This is a genomic window from Bacillus sp. FSL R12-0074, assembly GCF_038005725.1.
Taxonomy (GTDB): Bacteria; Bacillota; Bacilli; order Bacillales; family Bacillaceae_G; genus Bacillus_A; species Bacillus_A mycoides.
On sequence record NZ_JBBOTR010000001.1, the window covers coordinates 1,393,607 to 1,414,844 of the forward strand.

27 protein-coding genes and 2 pseudogenes are annotated in these 21,238 nt (G+C 34.4%); 17 read left to right on the forward strand and 12 right to left on the reverse strand.

All coding sequences use genetic code 11. The features are described 5' to 3' along the window. Positions 1-76 precede the first annotated feature (76 nt). The 6 genes from NSS97_RS07210 (at position 77) to NSS97_RS07235 (ending at position 4,956) form a co-directional block, all read left to right on the forward strand. Complete coding sequence (locus tag NSS97_RS07210) at positions 77-457, forward strand: GntR family transcriptional regulator (protein ID WP_002030586.1); 381 nt, start codon at positions 77-79, stop codon at positions 455-457. After that, complete coding sequence (locus NSS97_RS07215; protein ID WP_044437909.1) at positions 454-1,152, forward strand: ABC transporter ATP-binding protein; 699 nt, start codon at positions 454-456, stop codon at positions 1,150-1,152. Before NSS97_RS07210 ends, NSS97_RS07215 begins: the two co-directional genes overlap by 4 nt. Beyond that, positions 1,149-1,937, forward strand: coding sequence for a hypothetical protein (locus NSS97_RS07220; protein ID WP_044437911.1), 789 nt, complete (start codon positions 1,149-1,151; stop codon positions 1,935-1,937). The genes NSS97_RS07215 and NSS97_RS07220 overlap by 4 nt, the downstream gene beginning before the upstream one ends. A 14-nt stretch (positions 1,938-1,951) precedes the next feature. Then, positions 1,952-2,854, forward strand: a complete 903-nt coding sequence (locus NSS97_RS07225) for an ATP-binding cassette domain-containing protein (RefSeq protein WP_107886970.1) — start codon at positions 1,952-1,954, stop codon at positions 2,852-2,854. Then, positions 2,854-3,630, forward strand: a complete 777-nt coding sequence (locus NSS97_RS07230; protein WP_044437913.1) for an ABC transporter permease — start codon at positions 2,854-2,856, stop codon at positions 3,628-3,630. Before NSS97_RS07225 ends, NSS97_RS07230 begins: the two co-directional genes overlap by 1 nt. Before the next feature lie 312 nt (positions 3,631-3,942). Next, positions 3,943-4,956: a CPBP family glutamic-type intramembrane protease gene (locus NSS97_RS07235; RefSeq protein ID WP_107886969.1), complete on the forward strand. Its 1,014-nt coding sequence runs from the start codon at positions 3,943-3,945 to the stop codon at positions 4,954-4,956. 29 nt (positions 4,957-4,985) lie between these two features. On the opposite strand, the gene NSS97_RS07240 is transcribed toward NSS97_RS07235, so the two are convergent. Both NSS97_RS07240 and NSS97_RS07245 read right to left on the reverse strand, forming a co-directional pair. Next, positions 4,986-5,168 carry a DUF3913 family protein gene (locus tag NSS97_RS07240; protein ID WP_000707108.1) on the reverse strand — a complete coding sequence of 61 codons (183 nt, stop codon included), beginning with the start codon at positions 5,166-5,168 and terminating at the stop codon, positions 4,986-4,988. A gap of 100 nt (positions 5,169-5,268) precedes the next feature. Continuing rightward, a complete protein-coding gene (locus NSS97_RS07245) occupies positions 5,269-5,721 on the reverse strand; it encodes an Lrp/AsnC family transcriptional regulator (protein WP_341112053.1) in 453 nt (150 codons plus the stop codon). A gap of 123 nt (positions 5,722-5,844) precedes the next feature. Between NSS97_RS07245 and NSS97_RS07250 the strand changes: the two genes are divergently transcribed. The 3 genes from NSS97_RS07250 to NSS97_RS07260 all read left to right on the forward strand — a co-directional run bounded on the left by NSS97_RS07250 (position 5,845) and on the right by NSS97_RS07260 (position 7,312). Next, positions 5,845-6,258, forward strand: a complete 414-nt coding sequence (locus NSS97_RS07250; RefSeq protein WP_170935223.1) for a carboxymuconolactone decarboxylase family protein — start codon at positions 5,845-5,847, stop codon at positions 6,256-6,258. A 13-nt stretch (positions 6,259-6,271) separates the two neighbouring features. Continuing rightward, the gene (locus tag NSS97_RS07255; protein WP_341112055.1) at positions 6,272-6,826 is read left to right on the forward strand and encodes a cysteine hydrolase family protein; all 555 of its coding nucleotides are present in this window, start codon (positions 6,272-6,274) and stop codon (positions 6,824-6,826) included. 87 nt (positions 6,827-6,913) lie between these two features. Continuing rightward, positions 6,914-7,312: an SseB family protein gene (locus NSS97_RS07260; protein WP_002011614.1), complete on the forward strand. Its 399-nt coding sequence runs from the start codon at positions 6,914-6,916 to the stop codon at positions 7,310-7,312. A gap of 27 nt (positions 7,313-7,339) precedes the next feature. Here the strand turns inward: NSS97_RS07260 and NSS97_RS07265 are convergent, their stop codons facing one another. Next, positions 7,340-8,260, reverse strand: coding sequence for a S66 peptidase family protein (locus NSS97_RS07265; RefSeq protein WP_002011617.1), 921 nt, complete (start codon positions 8,258-8,260; stop codon positions 7,340-7,342). A 73-nt stretch (positions 8,261-8,333) separates the two neighbouring features. Here NSS97_RS07265 and NSS97_RS07270 point away from each other — a divergent pair, with 73 nt between their 5' ends. After that, complete coding sequence (locus tag NSS97_RS07270) at positions 8,334-9,470, forward strand: NAD(P)H-dependent flavin oxidoreductase (protein ID WP_002140949.1); 1,137 nt, start codon at positions 8,334-8,336, stop codon at positions 9,468-9,470. Positions 9,471-9,487: 17 nt separating this feature from the next. On the opposite strand, the gene dltD is transcribed toward NSS97_RS07270, so the two are convergent. The 5 genes from dltD to NSS97_RS07295 form a co-directional block, all read right to left on the reverse strand. Then, positions 9,488-10,663, reverse strand: coding sequence for a D-alanyl-lipoteichoic acid biosynthesis protein DltD (gene dltD, locus NSS97_RS07275; RefSeq protein ID WP_002126231.1), 1,176 nt, complete (start codon positions 10,661-10,663; stop codon positions 9,488-9,490). Next, on the reverse strand, positions 10,660-10,899 hold the full coding sequence (gene dltC / locus NSS97_RS07280; RefSeq protein ID WP_002011622.1) for a D-alanine--poly(phosphoribitol) ligase subunit DltC: 240 nt from the start codon (positions 10,897-10,899) through the stop codon (positions 10,660-10,662). Before dltC ends, dltD begins: the two co-directional genes overlap by 4 nt. Positions 10,900-10,967: 68 nt before the next feature. Beyond that, complete coding sequence (gene dltB / locus NSS97_RS07285) at positions 10,968-12,134, reverse strand: D-alanyl-lipoteichoic acid biosynthesis protein DltB (RefSeq protein WP_044437917.1); 1,167 nt, start codon at positions 12,132-12,134, stop codon at positions 10,968-10,970. Further along, a complete protein-coding gene (gene dltA / locus NSS97_RS07290; RefSeq protein WP_044437919.1) occupies positions 12,131-13,645 on the reverse strand; it encodes a D-alanine--poly(phosphoribitol) ligase subunit DltA in 1,515 nt (504 codons plus the stop codon). The genes dltB and dltA overlap by 4 nt, the downstream gene beginning before the upstream one ends. Before the next feature lie 12 nt (positions 13,646-13,657). Continuing rightward, positions 13,658-13,804, reverse strand: a complete 147-nt coding sequence (locus NSS97_RS07295) for a teichoic acid D-Ala incorporation-associated protein DltX (protein ID WP_002011626.1) — start codon at positions 13,802-13,804, stop codon at positions 13,658-13,660. A gap of 359 nt (positions 13,805-14,163) precedes the next feature. On the opposite strand from NSS97_RS07295, the gene NSS97_RS07300 reads away from it, so the two are divergent. The 5 genes from NSS97_RS07300 (at position 14,164) to NSS97_RS07320 (ending at position 17,224) form a co-directional block, all read left to right on the forward strand. After that, positions 14,164-15,342: an amidohydrolase gene (locus NSS97_RS07300; protein WP_107886968.1), complete on the forward strand. Its 1,179-nt coding sequence runs from the start codon at positions 14,164-14,166 to the stop codon at positions 15,340-15,342. Between the two features lie 222 nt (positions 15,343-15,564). After that, complete coding sequence (locus NSS97_RS07305; RefSeq protein WP_002086761.1) at positions 15,565-15,729, forward strand: hypothetical protein; 165 nt, start codon at positions 15,565-15,567, stop codon at positions 15,727-15,729. Beyond that, on the forward strand, positions 15,722-16,168 hold the full coding sequence (locus tag NSS97_RS07310; RefSeq protein ID WP_002086759.1) for a flavodoxin: 447 nt from the start codon (positions 15,722-15,724) through the stop codon (positions 16,166-16,168). The genes NSS97_RS07305 and NSS97_RS07310 overlap by 8 nt, the downstream gene beginning before the upstream one ends. 24 nt (positions 16,169-16,192) lie before the next feature. Further along, positions 16,193-16,966: a hypothetical protein gene (locus NSS97_RS07315; protein ID WP_012260605.1), complete on the forward strand. Its 774-nt coding sequence runs from the start codon at positions 16,193-16,195 to the stop codon at positions 16,964-16,966. A gap of 96 nt (positions 16,967-17,062) precedes the next feature. Further along, positions 17,063-17,224 carry a hypothetical protein gene (locus tag NSS97_RS07320; protein ID WP_000651005.1) on the forward strand — a complete coding sequence of 54 codons (162 nt, stop codon included), beginning with the start codon at positions 17,063-17,065 and terminating at the stop codon, positions 17,222-17,224. On the opposite strand, the pseudogene NSS97_RS07325 reads toward NSS97_RS07320, so the two are convergent. Beyond that, positions 17,221-18,069: pseudogene (locus NSS97_RS07325) on the reverse strand (aminoglycoside phosphotransferase family protein). The gene NSS97_RS07320 and the pseudogene NSS97_RS07325 sit on opposite strands and share 4 nt — an antisense overlap. A 10-nt stretch (positions 18,070-18,079) precedes the next feature. Between NSS97_RS07325 and NSS97_RS07330 the strand changes: the two are divergent. Then, positions 18,080-18,445: pseudogene (locus NSS97_RS07330) on the forward strand (biotin transporter BioY); the annotation flags it as partial. A 25-nt stretch (positions 18,446-18,470) separates the two neighbouring features. On the opposite strand, the gene NSS97_RS07335 reads toward NSS97_RS07330, so the two are convergent. The 3 genes from NSS97_RS07335 to NSS97_RS07345 all read right to left on the reverse strand — a co-directional run bounded on the left by NSS97_RS07335 (position 18,471) and on the right by NSS97_RS07345 (position 20,247). Then, positions 18,471-18,620, reverse strand: coding sequence for a hypothetical protein (locus tag NSS97_RS07335; protein ID WP_000743737.1), 150 nt, complete (start codon positions 18,618-18,620; stop codon positions 18,471-18,473). Between the two features lie 18 nt (positions 18,621-18,638). After that, entirely contained in the window at positions 18,639-18,812 is a 174-nt protein-coding gene (locus tag NSS97_RS07340; RefSeq protein ID WP_000343684.1) for a hypothetical protein, read from the reverse strand. A gap of 76 nt (positions 18,813-18,888) precedes the next feature. Then, a complete protein-coding gene (locus tag NSS97_RS07345; protein WP_016119879.1) occupies positions 18,889-20,247 on the reverse strand; it encodes an MATE family efflux transporter in 1,359 nt (452 codons plus the stop codon). Between the two features lie 182 nt (positions 20,248-20,429). Between NSS97_RS07345 and uppP the strand changes: the two genes are divergently transcribed. Next, positions 20,430-21,221, forward strand: a complete 792-nt coding sequence (uppP, locus tag NSS97_RS07350) for a bacitracin resistance undecaprenyl-diphosphatase (RefSeq protein WP_002030627.1) — start codon at positions 20,430-20,432, stop codon at positions 21,219-21,221. Positions 21,222-21,238 lie beyond the last annotated feature (17 nt).

Here is a 21,238-nt window from a genome sequence, read left to right on the forward strand (position 1 = left end):
TTTTTTATTGTAAGTATTTACATATAATTTGTCTTAGTGTACTATTTAACTAACACACTAAGACAGGAGGGGAGAAATGAAAATCGAGTTTTCTCCAAATACACCAATTTACATTCAGGTAATGGAATACATAAAGAAAGAAATTGTAACGGGTCATTTATTGCCTGGCGATAAAATTCCCTCCGTACGTGAATTAGCGAGTGAATTACAAGTAAATCCAAATACGATTCAACGTACATTTCAAGAGTTAGAGAGGGATGGAGTTGTTGTAACACGTAGAGGAATGGGGCGATATGTAACGAATGAAGGGGAGAAAATTATGGAGCTGCGAAAAGATATGGCGAAAGAATTACTTCATTCTTTTATAGATGGAATGGACAATTTAGGTTTTTCAGAAGAAGAAATTCTTACAATCCTTCGTTCTTCATTACATGAGAAAAGGGAGGAGAGCGAATGACAGAGTTATTAAAAATAGAAAATCTATGGAAGCGGTACGGATTAAAAGCAGTGATCCGTGAGTTAAACATAGAGATTACAGAAGGAAAAATCGTTGGGCTTGTTGGAGATAACGGAAGCGGGAAAACGACGTTATTAAAAATGATTGCAGGCCTACAACACCTTTCTGAAGGCAGCATAGTAATTAACGGTAAAAAAGTAGGGTTAGAGACGAAAGAAATCGTTTCATTTATGTCTGATAAGCCAGTCTTTGATGATTGGATGACGGTAAAAGATTCTTTATTTTTCTATCGAGATTTTTATAAAGACTTCGACATTCAAAAAGCGGTAGACACGATTGCGGAATTTAAAATACCGTTAGAAGAAAAAATTACAGCTTTATCAAAAGGTATGGTTGAAAAGCTACAAATTATTTTAACATTTTCGAGGAAAGCGAAGTTATACGTACTAGATGAACCGCTTGGCGGAATTGATCTTGTTTCTAGAGAACACGTATTGAACCTCATTCTACAATTTTATAGAGAAGATTGTACGATACTAATCTCGACTCACTTAATAAATGAAGTTGAAAATATTTTTGATGAAGTAATCTTTTTAAAAGATGGGGAAATTGTATTGTATGAAAATGTAGAAGAGTTACGTTTTCAGAGAGGGAAAGCTGTCACAGATGTGTTTAAGGAGGTGTTTAGTAGGTGAAGTCGAGCTTAATATATATGTACAATGTGAATAAAAAGCAAATTATTATTTCATTATTATCATTTATATTCGTTGTAGCTGTCGCTTTCGTAAGCTTGGGAAATTATATTAAGCAAGAATCAGGAGAGGTAAGGCAAATAATTATAGTTTCCTTAGTCATCTTAGTATATATAATTTTTATAGCATTGATATTTATTCAGGCGATATCTGCATTTGGAAAAATGACTGAAAGTACATTATTTCGGTTAACACCGACATCAGGTAAAAAGATTGTTTTAGCAATATTGTTATATACTGCAATTAGTTTACTTATTTTTGAAGTAATAGGTTCTATTTTTTTATATAGTATTTCTATGAAAATAATAAAGGGTACAGAGCTCTATGAAGTGTTATTTACCCAAAGTGTATTCAATCCATTAAAGCACCTCTTTAGTACTATGTTATATGTATTTAAATTATCTAGCATATTGCTTGTATTACTTTTTGCAGTAGCTAGCGTTAAAGTTTTTTCTTTGAAAAAGAAGAAGCTAGAATATACGATTATATTTTTGTTGTTTTTATTAGTAACAAAAGTGATGAGCGTTATATATGAAATGTTGGGTGGGCTTGCTCCTATAGTGCCCTTAATAAGAAATTTAATTTATATAGATGAATCGTCAGATGGAGATATAATGTTATTCCCGGAAAAGCTTATGAATTTATATAGCCTTAGTTTTTCTATAGGAATATTTATCCTACTTGTTTATATAACAGGGCGCATCATCGACAAAAAACTAGAAGTTTAAAGGAGGAATCATCATTGGGAAATGTAGTAGTGAAATTAGAAAATGTCCGAAAAAAAATCGGTAGAACAGAAATTATTCGGGGCTTATCATTTGAGGTTCGTGAAGGAGAGGTATACGGATTCCTTGGACCGAACGGTAGCGGTAAGACGACGACAATTCGTATGATGACAGGTCTTATTTCGATGACAGAAGGCGATATTACAATTTGTGGTCATAGTATTCGCACAGAGCGTGAAAAGGCGCTAGAGCAAATTGGAGCGATTGTAGAAAATCCCGAGCTATATGATTATATGACTGGAATGCAAAATTTAAAGCATTTTGCGAACATGGCGATTACCCCAATTAGTAAAGAGCGCATCGCTGAAATTGTAAAGCTTGTTGAATTAGAGCATGCGATTCATAAAAAGGTGAAAACATACTCACTTGGTATGAAACAGCGTTTAGGAATTGCGCAGGCGTTACTTCATCAGCCGAAAATCTTAATTTTAGATGAACCGACAAATGGATTAGATCCAGCTGGTATTCGCCAAATTCGTGATTATTTACAACGATTAGCGAAAGAAGAAAATATTGCAGTCATTGTATCAAGTCATTTATTAAGTGAAATTGAATTAATGTGTGATCGCGTAGTTATTATAAAGCGAGGTGAGTTTGTACAAGAGTATAACTTACATGAACAAGCGAAGCATGATGAAACAGTTGTAGTTGCATTTGAAGTAGATCAAGTTCAAAAAGCGAACGAAATTATTAAAGGTAAAGTACAAGGAAATGTAGCTGTGGCATCTGTAATGAAAGAAGAGATTCCGCAAATTGTAAAACAGTTAGTGAATGCTGATGTACTCGTATACGGTGTTACTGTTCAAAATAAAACGTTAGAGGATGAGTTCTTAGCGATTACAGGGGGAGTGAAAGCGTAATGTTTAAATTAATTCAAAATGAATTTTTAAAGTTACATGCGAAAAAAGGTATGTACATTTTAATAGGTGTAATTGCAGCATTGGAGATTTTGGGAGTTTTAGCGATGCTGAAATGGGGAGGAGGAAATGAGTTTAAAGGATCATATTTAGATTTTGTAAGTTCAGAGATTGGTTTAATTACCTTATTTGCAACAATTTTTGGAATTACGATTGCGTCTCGTACAATTACTGATGAGTTCCAAAAAGGTACAATTAAGCAGTTATTAATCCGTCCGAGAAAACGAATTACAGTTTTGTTCTCTAAATATATTACAGTGTTACTTACTATATTATTTATCATATTTGCTAGCACGTTAATCGCAATGATTATTGGCGGGATTGTAATGGACGGTAGTAAAACAGGAGTAACGTTAGGAATCGTAATGAAGTCCATTTTATATCAAGTACTTTCACCGTTCTTCTTTGCAACTCTTTCATTTTGCTTAGCTAATGTATTTAGAAATTCTGTATTACCATTAATTATTACGATGTTCCTATTTTTCTTACAAGGACCAATTAATATGGTACTAATGATGTTTGCAAAAGGTGTAGCGAAATTTGTGGTGTTTTTCCATTTAAATTTAAGTGTTTACGACAGTAATAAATTAGTAAGCGGTGGAATGGAACCACCATTTACAGAATTTACGTTTACAACTTCATTATTACTTGTGGTTGCATATTTTGCTGTATTACTTGTAGCATCAAGTGTATTATTCCAAAAACGTGACGTATTATAGTAGAAAAATCCCCGTGTTAACGGGGATTTTTATTAACCAGCTTTTTTGATTTATGTAGCTTTTAAGTGTGGCAGATACATATTTACTTAGGAACATAATTGTAACTAAGTTGAAGAACATTGATATGGTATATCAAATAGGATTGTTATTATGTAATTTAATACGTATATTATTCGGAATAAAGTGAGAAAAATAGGAAGATTTTCAACTATATTCATATTATAATTTAGTTATCCGGCCATTTGTGGAGAAGGGCTACCCATAAAATACTGATTAAAGTTTCACTTTATATCATCTCTGGAGGTGTTCAATATGCAACATGCATTTTCACGTATAAGGCTACGTAGTTTTTTTGGATGGATGATTATAGGGATGTTCCTGACGATGATTCCATTAAGTTTATCAGGTGCTTCTGACAATACGATAGAGTTGCTGTCACAAATATCAATATTTTTTGCATTTCCACTATTGTGGCTATATTTAAAAACAAGTAAAAATAATGTTGTTTTTAAAAGTTTTTTTGATAAGCCCGGACGTTTACATTGGGGGTTAATTGTATTAGCAACGATCATGGGAATGATTTTTGCAGTCGGTATATCCCAAATTCAATTTTATATTTTAGCACATACTTTACCTAATTTCTTAGTTACCATGTTAGAAGATGGAAATGTAATTAATACGAGTAGCATATACATGACGATATTTACTTTCATTTCAGCATGTGTATTAGCCCCAATAATGGAAGAGGTTATTTTTAGAGGTTTTTTCTTGCAGCGAATGGCTTACAAATGGGGGATTAAACGAGCGGTTATTATATCCTCTCTTATTTTTGGACTAGGACATTTTGATGTTATCGGTGCTTTCATGTTCGGTGTTATTATGTGCCTTCTATACATAAAGACAAAAAATATATGGACGAATATTGCTGTGCATGCTCTAAATAATTTGATTGCAATGAGTATGCAATTTGTAGGTGGAGATGGAAGTGACGCAATCTCGATTACTGAATTACAAGCACAAAGTAATTTATGGATCGGCATTGGTCTTGTGATTATCGGTTTATTATGGTTCATTCCTTTTACTTGGAACCAATGGCGTACAGTAAAAGAAGTTGGTGTGCCACCGATTCGTTTCATAAATGAAGAAAAAGTAGTGAATACATCAGAAGAAAATGAAATATATAGCCAAGTGATAGTAACAGATAGATTGATGGCTGTAGAATTACCTGATGAAGCTGTAAATAAGCTTCGGTTAGAAGAAAATGATTATGTAACAGTTTCTGTAGAAGAAGATAAAATTGTTATAAAGAAAGCGCATAATAGATAATTAAAAAGTAGCTCCTAAAGAGCTACTTTTTAATTTGTAATAATCTCTACACGAAAATTATTACCGTTCTTTACATATTTAATATCTGTAACGATCCGAACGGTTTTTAGAAGTTCAACTTTTTCACCAATTCGAGGGATGGTCGGAACATTGTCCCAAATACCAAGCAAGTCATCTAATTGTGCCGTTTTTTCATAAAACCAGATTTTCAATGTAAAGCCCCTTTCTCGAACTTTATGTATTTTAATACATGATATATCATTTTTATTCTTAATGTAAGGGGTTTTTACTCTTTTTGTGAATAAAGATGAATTAAACTTCTGGGAATATATGTTCAATGTCCGGAGTAAGAGCTACTTCTGATAATACGATATGAGAAACTGTCGTTGCATATGAAGAAACATCATTGATAAATTCTTCAAGTTCAACGAGTGAAGGAACAGAGATTTTTACAATGTAGCATAAGCTTCCTGTTACTCGGTAACAAAAACTTGCAGATGAATAAGACTGAATAAACTGTTGCATACGTGTTGTATCACCATTTTTTAAAGTGATTTCTAAAATACAATCTAAAACAAGTCCTGCTTTTTTATAATTGATATCGATTGTGTATTTTTGAATAATCCCCTCACTTTCAAGTTTACGTACACGTTCTGTAGTAGACGGAGCCGATAAGTTTACTCGTTTTGCTAATTCACGCATCGAAAGGCGGCTATCATTATATAATTCATTTAAAATTTTTCGATCAACACGGTCTAATTGCATTTGTAAATATACCTCCAGTAAAATGATAATTTTTGTAAAGAAAAATTTAAAATTAAGATTCATATGAAATGTAAAGTGAACTTTATTTATTTTACAATAAAAAAGAAGGAAATAGGAGGGGAAATGATGGAGAGAATTACATTATCAAATGTAGGAGATACAAAGTTTCAAAAATTATTAGGTCATAATCCAGATATATTAAATTCGTGGAGTACGTTAGAGAATACACTGTATAGTACAGGGGCCCTTTCCGTAGAGTTAAAGGAGCAAGTAAGAAGAACATTAGCGTTTGGGAATGAATGTCCGTACTGTATGGCAAAGGGAAAGCCGGATGATATACAAAAAATAGAAGAAATTAGCGTAGCCGTTACTTTTGCGCATGCATTTGTTCATGACCAAAAGGCGATAGATGATAATATGTTTCATATATTAAAACAATATTGGACTGAAAAAGAAATTGTAGAGCTTTGTGCCTATATTTGTTTTATTACTGCTTCGCAGCAACTTGGTTTTCTGTTTCAATTACAGCCCAATTAATTAGGAGGATATTATGCTTAATCAAGCAGCACTTATAATCATTGATGTACAGGAAGCATTCAACTTACCATACTGGGGCGTGAGGAATAACCTTTTGGCGGAAGAAAATATGAAAAGTTTGTTAGAAGAATGGAGAAAAAGAAAACTACCAGTTTTTCATATTCAACATGTAAATAAAGAAAATGTTCAATCGATGTTTTATCAACATGCGGAAACGGTAAACTTTAAAGAAGAAGTGCAACCAATGCCAGATGAAATAATTATCCAGAAATCCGTTAATAGCGCGTTCATTGGGACAAATTTGGAAGAACAATTAAGAGAACAAAATTGTAATACGGTAGTGATTGTAGGATTAACAACAAATCATTGTGTGGAGACTACAACACGGATGGCAGGTAATTTAGGGCTTACAACGTATTTAGTGAGCGATGCGACGGCTACATTCAATCGTAAAGGTCTGAACGGGACAGAGTATAGTGCAGAGGACATTCACAATATGACACTTGTAAACTTACATGATGAATTTGCCAAAATCGTTACGACTGAAGGTGTTTTGAAATTATTTTAAGAAAATAATTGTGGAATTATGTAGAAAAAAATAAGAATATTTCGTATAATCTAAGTATAATCATTTTGAAAATAGGGGTGGCATCATATGGAGCAAATTCCAGTAAAGAAAATAGAAGAAGTACTCGTTTTAGCAGGAGATGATAAACAAAAGCAAAAGGAATTTTATGAATTGCTCTTAACAACGGAGTTTTATGTTGCTGGTTCACTTGAAGCAGAAGACGGGGCAACGGAAGGAACACTTCGTTTGCGTCATTTCCAAGGAGAGGGTAGATGGATCGTTCCGTTCTTTACACAATTGAAATTTGTAAAAGATGTGTTGCCAGAAGGTACACCCCTTATTACGATACGTGGAAAAGAATTATTGGGTAGCATCGAGAAAGATGCGACAGCTGTATTAAATGTTGGAACAGATATGAGTAAAACATTTATTCCAGAAGAAATTGCAGAGATAGCATCAGGACGAATCTTTAATTATTATAAGTAAAAGGAAAAGCTTAGCAGCTTTTCCTTTTTAATTTGAACATGGAGTGGCTATACCAGAAGAAATAGAAACAGTTTTGTTAGTTGTATTTATTGTTGCTGTAGCTCCGAGGGGAATACCGATATTTGGACTTATATGTCCAATCGGTAAACCGAATAAAACAGGTATATTATATGGCGTGAAATATTCATATAATATTGTTTGCAATGATTGAGATGGCTTAGAAGGGTTGCAGTCGTGACAACTTGTAAAAATAACGCCGCTGCATTCATTAAACTGTCCAGATAAAAGTAGTTGATTTAACATCCGGTCAATGCGGTACGGTTCTTCACCAATATCTTCAAGCAATAAAAGTTTATTTGACGTATTTATCTCATAGGGCGAGCCAATTATACTTGTTAACACAGTTAAATTCCCTCCAACTAATGTGCCTGTAACTGTACATGGAGAGGTAGGTACGATACATTCTGATGCATATAAGATAGATGAATACGGATGGAATAGTTGATTGAAAGAAGATAAAGAGAGAGAATCTATACCTTTTCCTAATTCTTCAATCATTGGACCATGAAAAGTAACCAGCTCCGCATAACGTGAAAAGGCAGTATGTAAAGCGGTAATATCGCTATATCCCCAAAAAATCTTTGGATTCCGTTGAATGATTTCATATTGAATGTAAGGGAGGAGACGAGCGCTGCCGTAACCACCTCGTGCACAAAAGACTGCTTTGACCTCAGTATTTGTAAATGCTTCATGTATATCATCAAGACGAACTTGATCACTTCCAGCTAAATATCCATATTTTTCATAAACACTCTTTCCAATTATTACGGATAATCCCATCTCTTGTAATACGTTCACCCCTTTTAATATATTCTCAAGTGTTGGTGGGCCAGACGGTGCAATAACCATTACTGTATCACCTTTTTGCAAAGCATTTGGATAAATCATTGTTCTTAGCCTCCTTCTCTTTCAATATATTCGCTTGAGCGAAAGTTCAATCCTTGTAAAAGAAGGGGAAAGCATGTCATATAAAGAAGGTATAGGGAAAGTAGGAGGGAAAATGATGTTTACAAGTCGAGTAATAGATATATTACAAATTAAGTATCCGATCATTCAAGCAGGTATGGCAGGAGCGATTACAACGTCAGAACTTGTTGCAGCTGTGAGTAATAGCGGAGGATTAGGTACGCTTGGAGCAGGGTATATGAGCCCAGAACAAATCCGTGAAGCGATTTATAAAATAAGGGAACTAACAAATAAGCCTTTTGGTGTTAATTTACTTTTAACGAAAGAGATACAGATAGAAGAAGAGAAGGTAAACGAGGCGAAAGTATTACTTAGTGGAGTGAATAGAGAATTAGGTATAGAGGAAGAAAAGACTTTAAAACTTCCAAAAAGCTATAAAGAACAATTACAAGTATTATTAGAGGAAAAGGTACCAGTCGTTAGTTTTGCATTTCAAACGTTAGAAAAAGAAGAAATAGATGATTTGAAAAAGGAAGGGATAAAAGTTATCGGAACAGCTACCCATGTAGCGGAAGCGAAAGCACTTGCTAAGTTAGGCGTAGATATTATTGTCGGGCAAGGTAGCGAGGCAGGAGGGCATAGAGGAACGTTTATTGGGAAAGAACAAGATGCGATGATTGGTACATTTGCATTAATCCCGCAATTAGTAGCGGAAGTACCTCATATCCCGATTGTTGCAGCAGGTGGTGTAATGAATGGGCAAGGGCTTGTTGCGGCATTTGCGTTAGGGGCAGAAGCTGTTCAAATGGGATCAGCCTTTTTAACGAGTGAAGAAAGTATTACGCATGACGTGTATAAAGAGGCGATTTTACATAGTACAGATACGAGTACAACGGTAACCCGTGCGTTTTCCGGGAAATATGCACGGGGTATTCGTAATGAATTTATAGAGAAACATGAAGGAAGAGAAGAGAATTTACCGATGTATCCAGTGCAAAACGTATTAACTTCAAAAATACGTCAAGAAGCAGCGAAGCAAAATAAGGAAGAGTATATGTCGCTTTGGGCGGGACAAGCATCATCATTAGCACGAACGGAATCAGCTCAGCACGTAGTGAAACGTGTCATGAAAGAAGCAGAGAACGTAATTGAACAATTACAAGATGTATATAAAAAAAGACCACTTGAATAATTCAAGCGGTCTTTTCGTTAGTTTGCTTTATAAAATTGTTGGATAGCTTCGTCGATGTAAACCCAGCCTTTCCAACCTAAGTGCATATGATCTTTTAAGAAGTACTTATCATATTCATGATTTGAGAAATCAGCAATTGGATAGCCAGCTTGCTTAATTTGCTCATGAACTTTATTGTAGTATAATTCGCGTTTTTCTTTCGGGAAGCCAGCGTAATCATACCAAGGACCTTTTACAGGAACAGAAATGAAGAGCGGTTTTGCGCCAGATTGTTTTAATAAATCAAGTACAATTTGTAAATCTTCATATTCTGGTGATTGGTCATAAGCATCATTTTTTAAGTAACCTTCACGTTGTTTTAATTTCTTCTTAATTTTGCTATTGAAGTAATCATCTTCGATGCCATATTCGTTAGAGCTTGATTCTACTGCACCTGTTTGATCAGCATGCTTACGAGCTTCTTCCCAGTTCATTTGTTTCAATGATGGATCAAGCTGTTCTTTATGCGGCTTAATATTAAACATAACTGTAAATAAATCTTTACGATCTAGAATGTTACGATAAATATAAGCGAAAGGTTTAGCAGCAAGTGCTTTTACTTTATACTTTGTATCATCGTAGGCGATACCTTCAAGCGAAATTTTTAATAAAGTTTCTTTTTTAACAATCTCAAAGTTTAATAAGCGTTTTGCAATTTGTTTTTTCATTTCAGGTTTTAAATCATCGTTGAAAATGAAGTGGTAACCTTGTTGTTTTGAAAAGTTAGGTGCAAAGTGTGTCTCATCAATACCTTGTGGTACAAACCATTGCGGAGAAAGAACGAATATCATTTTCTTATCTTTCAATTGATCCATTGTAGATGTGAAGTTTAATACATGTACAAGGTCTTGTGTTCCACCGCGCCCAAGTAGGAATGGTGTGAATCCTTCAGGCTTTACTTTGAAATAATTCGATGGATGGAAAGCATCCATACGTGCGAATTCCGATGAACCGTACATCGGAAGATATTTCGGGTCTGCTAACATCTTTTGCTGTAAAATCATACTTTGAATCTTTTCTTCTTTTAAAGAAGTCGCAGCTTGTTCTACTTTCTCATCACTTAAAAGTGGGAGTAGGAAGCGCGTAGGAATAAGTAAGAATACAGCAAAAAGGGCCAATGCTAAAAGCATCGGACCAAATTTCACTTTGTTCATCGGATTTCTTCTAACTTTTTAATAACCATATTTGGTGTAGCCCACTCATCGCGGTCAAAATCAGAAATAGAAACTTCAATCTCTAAACGCTCTTGGAATTCTACTAATAAAGATACTACAGCGAAAGAATCAAGAATACCTTCTTCAAATAATTGAACATCTAAGTTTTCTTTCACAATATCGTTTTCACATACTTCTTCTAAAATATCTAATACTTGCTCTTTGAATTCTGCCATTTTTAAAATCTCCTTTATATCCGAAATATATTATATGTGCAACTTCTTAATAGTATAAGAAGGGTGCATTAAAAGTATCTGTTAAGGTGTCCAGAGAAGATCAGGAAACCGAAACATACAACGTGGAACGTAATTACAATCGCAAGGACGTGTGTAAATTTATTGTTTGGCCAAAACTTATGCTTCTTGTTTTTTCGTTCGAAAATATCGAATAAGATAAACAAGGCAGCGTGATAAAGACCATAAATAATGTATTGATACACATGCTCACCAGTAATATGCCATATTCCCATGATGAAAAAGTTTAAAAATGCACCGATATACGAAATTGTGTAACGGTTTTTAATTAACTTTTTCTTCGTTGCGAAAAAGACGAAACGCATGTAAATAAAGTCACGGAACCAGAATGATAAACTCATATGCCAGCGGTTCCAGAAGTCTTTAATGTTACGACTAATGAATGGTTTATTAAAGTTTTCTGGAGTTTTAATTCCCATCATATAACTTACACCAATTACAAATGAGCTATAACCAGCAAAGTCAAAGAATAAATATAAGCTATAGCTATACATGTAAATCATATTTGATAGGATTGTATCTTGCTGAGCGAATGCCGGATCCATAAAATATTGCTTTATTAAGTAAGCAATAATAAATTTATACAAGAAACCTTGGAAAATACGGTTTAGCCCTGTATATAGTAAATTTTGATATTCTTCTGCACTAGGTGGCTTTTGAATATCTTTTTGGAATCTGCGGTAACGATCGATAGGTCCCGTTGAGATAGCTGGGAAGAATAAAACGAATTCCCAGAAATTAAAGAAGGAAAGTTCTTTAATTAAGTTATCACGAACTTCAAATACCATTTGTACTGCTCTAAATGTTACATAGGACATTCCTAAAAATACAACAAACTTTAGCTCAGGTACAAACGGTGCAATTTTTGCTAAAACAAGCGGTAAAATCGACAAAATAACAGCCATATAAAACCTAAATGTACTATTATTTTGTTTTCTTAACATTAAATAGCCTTTAATAAGGGTATATTGCCAAATAATAAATGCGGCTAACATGATTGCTTGCTTCGGTTTATCAGAGAAGATAATAACGAGCATTACTAATGTTAAAACGGCATTATATTTACGCAACATTTTACCTTTTAATCCAGCTATGATAGTAGGTATTAATAAAATGCCTACTATAGCGAAAAAATAAAATGATCCATATGCGGTCATGCTGTAACCTCACTCAATAATTTTTTGCGATCTACCTTTCCATTTGGTGTCATTGGAATAGAAGATTGATACATGAATTTACGTGGAATCATGTAATTTGGTAATCGCTCATTGAGTTCTTTTTTGATTGCAGATGTTAATTTGAATTCTTTTTCAAACGAATGCTCTCCAGGAACAACAACCGCTAATAAGTAATCATATTTTTCACCTTTTTTAATTGGAACAACAACTGCACCTTCTACGTAAGAACACGCGCGAAGATGATGTTCGATTTCTTCTAATTCCATTCGATAACCATGAAGCTTAATTTGGAAATCAAGACGACCATTATAGAATAGAAGACCATTTTCTACATAGCCAGCATCACCTGTTTTATAGGCACGCTCACCATCAATCATGGTAAATACTTTTTCTGTTAATTCAGGGCTTCCTAAATAGCCAACGCTTACGCTTGGACCGACAATTACGATTTCACCTTTTTCACCGTCAGGTGCAATTGTACCATCTTCTTTCATAATAAGAAGGCGACAGTCTGATTTACAGTAGCCAACTGGAAGTGATTTGTATTGATCAAGCACTTCTTCTGTAACGTGAATGCCTGTTACAGCAACAGTAGCTTCTGTTGGACCGTACGTATTCATAATTGCTGCTTTCGGGAAACGCTCAATTAATTTTCTAGCTACTTCATTTGGCAACACTTCACCGCAGAATAAGAATGTTTTCATGTTTGGTAGCATACTTTCAGAGAAAGAGGCTTCCATTAAACACATTTCTGCGAAAGATGGTGTCGAAGTCCATACTTGTATATCCGATTGCTCTAAAGAAGCAAACAAGTCTTTTGGACGTGCAATCATATCTTTATCGATTGCCCAAAGTGTACCACCTGTTACTAATGATGGGTAAATATCCATTACAGATAAATCGAATGAGAAAGGTGCTTGGTTTAAGAATACTTGCCCTGTTTGTAAGTTGAAATCTTCTACAGCCCATTTTGTAAAGCTAACAAGACAGTTATAAGTAATCTGAACCCCTTTCGGATTACCTGTACTTCCTGATGTGTAAATAATGTAGAAGTTCTCATCACCTTTTACCGCATGTTCAGGATTTGGAATGTTCCCTTTATGAGTAAAGAAAATATCTTTTAAGTTGTCTTCACTTACGATACGAACTGGTAAATCAGTTACAGTTACTTCAGTTCCTGATAAAAGTAATTTCGCATCAGAATTTTCAGCGATACGTTGTACGCGATCAGCTGGGATAGATAAATCTACAGGAATGTAAGCATGTCCAGCTTTTACACAACCTAAAAAGTTAATAATCATTTCAGGTTGCATATGGCCATAAACCATAATTGGTGAACGATCATCTGGATACTCAGAAGAAATCCAATGTGCTAACGCATCAGAATCTTCCTTTAATTGTTTGTACGTAATTTTCGCATCTCGCCAAACAAAAGCGGTTTGATCAGGCGTTTCTACAGCCCACTTTTCAATTTGTTCTAATAACTTCATAACGTTCCCACCCTAGAATTCATTGTAAATAAATGTACTTGTGTTTGTATCATGGAATCCATACAACCAAAGTAATGCAAATAAAATTGCAAGGTAATAAACCGTCTTTGCAACCCATTGTGTGAGTGGTTGAGACCATATCTCTTTTAATCTTTCCATGTCTTTCCCTCGCTTAATGAAATAATAGCTCTTTGTAGGTATCATGTCCTACATTATTGTGAAAAAAACAAAATCCCACATTTTAGGTAAAAATAAGTCAAAAGGCTCTTTTCTGATATTAGCACTAAATACTAAAAAAGAAAATCCCTAACTTAGCAATTATATTACATTCAGCATGAATTTGTAATGGGTTTGACATGTAAATAGGAAGTGGATTGTGTGAATGTATAAAAGTGGATTGTGAGAAGGCGGGAAAATATAATGTTTGTTTTGTTATTCCTGAATTGGAGTGGGTTAATAATCACTGGGTACTTAGTACATTTTCAAGGTATAGAGCCTATTAAAAGGAGGTAATTATTATGAAAAGAGAGTGGAGGAGTTTTATTTCAGAGGAAAATATCATTAAATGGAGACGGCATTTCCATAAGTATCCGGAATTATCGTTTCATGAAAAAGAAACTTCGCAATTTATATATGAAACATTATGCTCATTTTCTTCTTTTGAAGTAACAAGACCGACTAAGTACAGTGTACTAGCAATTAAAAGAGGAAGGCAACAAGGGAAAGTAGTTGCGATTCGAGCTGATATAGATGCTTTACCAATCCAAGAGGAGACAAGGAAACCTTATACGTCTGTGCATAAAGGAATAATGCATGCATGCGGGCATGATGCTCACGCAGCTATTTTATTAAGTGCAGCAGAGACGATAGCAAATATGAAGGAAGATTTTGCAGGCGAAATCCGTCTGTTCTTTCAGCACGCAGAGGAAGTGTATCCCGGTGGTGGACAAGAAATGGTGGAGGCCGGTGTTATGGACGGCGTCGATTATGTAGTAGGTTTGCACGTTATGTCTGGATTAGAAAGTGGAAAGATAGGAATTGTATATGGCCCTATGATGGCAGCACCAGACGTATTTACAATTGAAATTTTAGGAAAGGGTGGTCACGCGGCACGACCAGAAGAAACGATAGATCCTATTGCTATCGGAGCACAAATTATTACAAATTTACAACATATCGTATCAAGAAATACAAGTGCTTTTATGCATAGAGTAGTGTCAGTTACACAATTTCATGGGGGGATGGCCGATAATATCATTCCTAGTGCAGCAGCTTTAATGGGAACTGTTCGATCTTTTAATCAAACATTAAGAGAGGAAGCAAAAGAGAAAATTGAGCAAATTGTAAAAGGAATTACAGAAGCACATGGGGGAGATTATACATATACGTATCGTTACGGATATGATCCAGTTGTTAATAATGAGTACATTACGAAAATAGTAGAAAAAAGTGCGATAAAATTGTTCGGAAATCAGCGTATTGTGCATCTTGAGCCTTCTATGGGAGGAGAAGATTTTTCAGCGTATTTAAGAAAAGCACCTGGTTGTTTCATTAAATTAGGAACAGGGAATAAAAATATTGATACTTGTTATCCACATCATCATCCGAAATTTGATGTGGATGAATCGGCTTTAATTAATGGAGTGGAACTATTTTTAGAGACAATTATACGACTACTAGAAACTGATAAAGCATAAAAAAAGGCAACTGCACTCTATTGCAGTTGCTTTTATTTCTTCCGTCAGAGAGGGCTGAGAAAGAACTATGCTCATTTATAGTATATGAATAGCTAACGGACAAGCTTGTACATTTTAACTATTTTAAAAAAAATAGTTATTGACTTTGATAATCAATTTCAATTAATCTAATGGTATAATTGAATTGATAATTATTATCAATGAAATAGATGAGGAACCTTAATGAGAAAAACATTTCACCTTTTACGAAGGGAATTAAAAAATAAAGATGTTGATAAGCATATTGAATGGCAACGAAATGTAATTCGTTCTGAATATGTAGGTGAGAAGAGTACACTTCAAACAGAAAAAGAGATACAAGGTAAAAGGAGAGGTTCAGTTGAGTAAGTTAGTAATGATTTTTGCAAGTATGAGTGGAAATACAGAGGAAATGGCTGACCATATTGCGGGTGCGATTCGTGAAACAGAAAATGAGATTGAAGTAATTGATATTATGGATACACCAGAAGCTTCTATATTAGAGCAATATGACGGGATTATTTTAGGTGCTTATACTTGGGGAGATGGTGATCTTCCTGATGATTTTTTAGATTTTTATGATGCAATGGATTCAATTAACTTAACTGGTAAAAAAGCAGCTGCATTCGGTTCTTGTGATTCGGCTTATCCGAAATACGGGGTAGCGGTTGATATTTTAATAGAAAAGCTGCAGGAGCGCGGGGCAGCAGTTGTGTTAGAAGGATTGAAAGTAGAATTAACGCCAGAAGATGAAGATGTAGAAAAATGTTTACAGTTTGGAGCTGAATTCGTAAAACACCTTTCTTAATGGCAGAAGGGAGATGAAGAGCAATTGCATGAGAAAATCTCAATCAAAACGATGACAGATTACCATTTGTATGATTTTATGCGTTGTCCGCATAAATTTTATTTCCGTCATATAAAAAGAAGAGAACCTTCTTCATTTGAATGGCAACAAATAGCGCAAATGATTGTGAATCAAATTATTAATGAATATTACACGCTACCTGCGGGCCAACAAACGAAAATTGTACTTTTAATATTAATAGAAAAGTATTGGAAAAAAGTAAGGATTAATATGTTTGCTTCAAAGGCGGAGTACTATATTGTTTTAGCAAAGCTAACTGATCACTTATTACAGTTTGTTGAAAGGGATGATAGTCAGGCACCGCCGTTATTTTTATATGAGAAGTTTCAAACATATATGGAAGAGTTAGGTGTCCACATGTCATTGACATTTGAAGTTGGTGAGTGGAGTGCTGAATCGTTTGTAATTAAAAAGTATGTTATCGATGCGGATGAGGAAATGCTTGCTCTTTGTCAGAAGCTAATGACAGTATTCAGTTATAAAGCTTTCGGTATTCTTCCAGGGAAAATTGAAGTTATTAATTTAATAGAAGGAACTAAGTATGAGTACATTCCAAAGCAGGAAGATATTATAACTGGAATGGATGATTTATTTAGAATGAAAGAAATGTTGCAGCAACCTGAGCACTATACAGAGCGTCATTTTCGTTCTGAGTGTATGAGTTGTGCGTTTCGTAGTGAATGCCAAAGGGAAGAAGTAAAGAAAGAAGCGAAGCAGAAGAAAAATATAGTACATTAAAGGATGCAAATTTGCATCCTTTTTTGTTATTGACATGAAAAGCTTTTCATCATTTACCGTATATTTGTAGCAGATTAATAAAGGGAGGAATAATCAATGAAAGATGAAATGAAAGTATTTCAATGGTTAAAAGAACAGAATGCTCCTTTTGGAATTCAACTGCAAATTTTACAGGCGTTTCAATTGTATAAAGTTATTGTTGAAATGGATAAAAAGTTAATGATGTATGAGGAGAGAGAGTATAGGGAGAGAATTTAATCTCGTCCCTGTAGTATTGCTTTAAGCTGTTCTTCATTCTTCTTTAATATTATTTCGTTGTTTGTTTCAATGTTATAAATAAGGTTATGTAGTAAAGGGCTGTATTGATAAAAGGTAGTGATGCGGTGAATGAATAATGGATCGCGGTGAGAAATAAGTGCACTGTATTGTTCATATACAGATGTAGTAAACTCACGACCGAAATCATAATATAGCCCAGCAAAATCAAAAGCGGGATCGCCAATTTAAGCATCTCCAAAATCGATAACACCTGAAATGGTTTTGTTCAAGTTGTTAAATAAAATGTGGTGATGTGTAAAGTCAGCATGGATGATTGTATTTTGAAAGGTAGATTTAGCTATACAGGTAAAGAAATTTTCGAATAAACGATTTAAGGCTGATTTCTGTAATGAAGTAAGATTGTTAGTAAAATATTGATTTAATTTTGTTTGTAGTTCTTTCCAGTAGGTAAGTGTTTTTTCGATAGGGAACCCTAGCGTTTCAGTACGTTTTAAAGGAATACTATGTAAAGCCGCAAGGAAAGTGGCTAATTGTGTAATAATTACTTCAAGTTCTTTTTTCTCTAGCTTTGCAACTAGTTCAGTTGTTAATGGTTCACCATGAATGAGAGGGTAATAGCTGCAAAATGGAACAGTATTACAATCATTCTTATACAATAAATGATACTTAGGAATCTCGATTTCTTGTAATGAATGAGAAAGAATTGTGCACAGTTCTTTTTCTAACGGAATTCGGTTTGCATATTCAAGTTTTCGTGGGAAACGAAATAGTAGTTCGTCATTTATAATAACCGTTATATTATCCCACCCTTCTTCATTTTGCATATATGAATGTATAGAAACTTTAACTCATAAAGAAATGAAAAATGTAGGAGAACACTTTGTGACAGCGCAACTAGCAGTGTTTGAGTTTAATAATAAAGAAGATGTGAAACGAAAAGGTGAAGAAATATTTGTAAATAGAGGGTATGAACAGTTAATAGAAAATTATTACCCAAACCGTTTTCGGGATTTAGAGTATAAATTTACAAACGAAGAGATACGTGAAGAGACAGATGAGAGTTTTCGCTATCATGCTGTAGCGTACGTTGCTGGTATTGAAAATGGTAAGAGAAGTGAAATGAAATTAAATTATGACATGAAAATTGTAAAGGTTAATAATTTATTCATGGTGTTAGAACAAAAACAATATGTACAATAAAAAACCCTCTAGAAGCAGAGGGACTTTAAAGATTTTCATTTTGTTGACCAAGTTCTTTTTGAGCAATGTATAAATTTCCTTGCTCAACTTGTTTCAGTGTATGAACAGAATCTCCTGCATATCCTTTTTCTGTTTTAACAGTTCTTTTTGAACGATTTGAATCTTGTTTCTTCATATAATAGACCACCCTTCCTTAAAAATAGACGAAAATGATGAGCACGAGTAATACAGCTGCAAAAATGGTAATGCCCATTAAAAAAGAAGTGTTTTTATATTTAGGTGGCTTATGTACATCTTGCCGATATCCAGGTGAAATTTCAGGGGCGAATTCTTCATCGAATGATTGTTTCTTTTGTTTTTCGTCCATATGTATCCACCTTTCTTTTTCATTATGTTACACGTTACAAGAAAAAATATGCATGAAGAAAACAGCCGCTATATCATTAGCGGCTGCTTTGAGTTGTATATTTTCTTTGTACTTGAAAGAGACGGATAAGCAGGAAGATTGCTCCAAATGCTAGACCGATAATAAGACCAATCCAATAACCTTTTGCTGCCCAGTCAGTATAAATTGCTAACATGTAGCCAAGAGGTAGACCTATTACCCAATAAGCTATTAATGTCATAATTAAGGCAACATTTACGTCTTTATAACCACGAAGTGCTCCTTGTACTGGAGTTGCAATAGCATCTGAAATTTGAAATAAAATCGCGAATATAAGAAATTCTTTAGCTAAATGATGGACATTTGCATTTGTCGTATAAATAGAAGCAATTTCATCATCAAAGAAATAAAGAAGGATTGAATATAAAAGAGCGAAAGCAAGGGCTAACCCAATTCCGATAAATCCATATTGTTTCGCATTATTGTATCGTTTTGCTCCAACTTCAAATCCAACGGCTATCGTCATTGCCATTGCTAAACTTAAAGGAGTCATATATAACAAGGAAGCAAAGTTCATAGCTGCTTGATGTGCTGCTATTGTTGTCGTGCTAAAATTACTCATCATAAGTGTTACCGCAGCGAAAATACTCGTCTCAAAAAAGATAGCAAATCCGATAGGGACGCCAAGTTTCAGGAATTCCTTCCAGATTGTAAAGGAAGGGCGGTATAACTGTTTAAAGATATTGAAAGAAGCGAAAGGCTCTTTCGTACGAATAATAATAACCGTAATAATTAAAATACACCAATAGGTTGCTGCAGAAGCGATTGCCGCACCAACACCACCGAGTTTTGGAAAGCCAAAGTGACCAAAAATTAATAAGTAATTTAATACTACATTAATTGGTAATGATAGTAATGTAATAATCATCGTTGTTCGAGTTTTTCCTAATGCATCAATAAATCCACGTAAAACGGTGTAAGTAAATAAAGGGATAATTCCAATCGCGATAATAATTAAAAATTGTGCTGCAATACGTTCCACGGGTTCTTCTAATTGCATGCCATTTAAAATAGGTGAAACAGCGAAGAATCCGATAAGGATAACAACGAAACTAGCACAAATTGCTAAATATACTGCTTGTATGACAATGTGGGGAACGTCCTCCTTTTTCTTTGATCCAACGAGCTGTGCAACAATAGGAGTAGTAGCCATTAAAATTCCTGTTAAGCCGGTACTAACGGGAAGCCATATACTTGTTCCGATAGCAACACCCGCTAAATCAATAGGACTCGCATGTCCTGACATTGTCGTATCAAAAAAGCTCATCGCAAATAATGACATTTGCGTTACAAAAATCGGGAAAAAGAGTAATAAAAATTGCTTTAACTTTTGTGAGAATGAATTAGTTTCTTTCATAAAATCCCCTTTCAACGTAAAAAACAAACTCTTATTATCATACAATTTAATCAAAAAATAGAAAAGAAATAAGCGTATACAACAAATGAAATCAATAAAAAAAGGATGCACTTTGAAAAGGGATAAGGTATTATGATAAGGTGTGAAAAAATTACATATTCGTTATTAAGGAGGCACTACTTGTGGCTGATTGGTTAATTGGATTAATCATGGGTGCTGTTGAAGGTTTAACAGAGTTTTTACCAGTATCATCAACAGGACATATGATTTTAACAGGACACTTAATTGGATTTGAAGACGATAGAGCGAAAGTTTTCGAAGTTGTTATTCAGTTGGGATCGATTTTAGCAGTTGTTGTTATATTTTGGAAACGTTTATGGTCATTAGTTGGAATAGGGAAAGTAACTGATGGACCATCTTTAAATTTATTACATATTATTATCGGGATGATTCCTGCCGGCATACTCGGCGTACTATTCCATAGCGCAATTAAAGAAGTTTTATTCGGTCCAGGACCGGTTGTTATTAGTTTAGTAGCTGGTGGTATTTTAATGATTGTTGCTGAGAAGTTTTCAAAACCAAGTACGGCAAGAACGTTAGATGAAATCACATATAAGCAAGCATTTACAATCGGAATGTTCCAATGTTTAGCACTTTGGCCAGGATTTTCTCGTTCTGGATCAACAATAAGTGGTGGTTTATTAGCACGTGTTTCGCATACAGCGGCAGCGGAATATACATTTATTCTAGCGGTGCCAATGATGGTAGCTGCAAGTGCCTTAGATTTAATTAAAAGCTGGGATATATTAAGCGTGGCTGATATACCGTTATTTGCAACTGGATTTATTACAGCATTCGTTGTTGCGATGCTTGCAATTGTTTCATTCTTAAAATTATTAGGTCGTGTAAAACTAACACCGTTCGCTTACTACCGTTTCATTTTAGCTGCGGTATTCTATTTCTTCATTATGTAATAAAAAAACATGCCGAA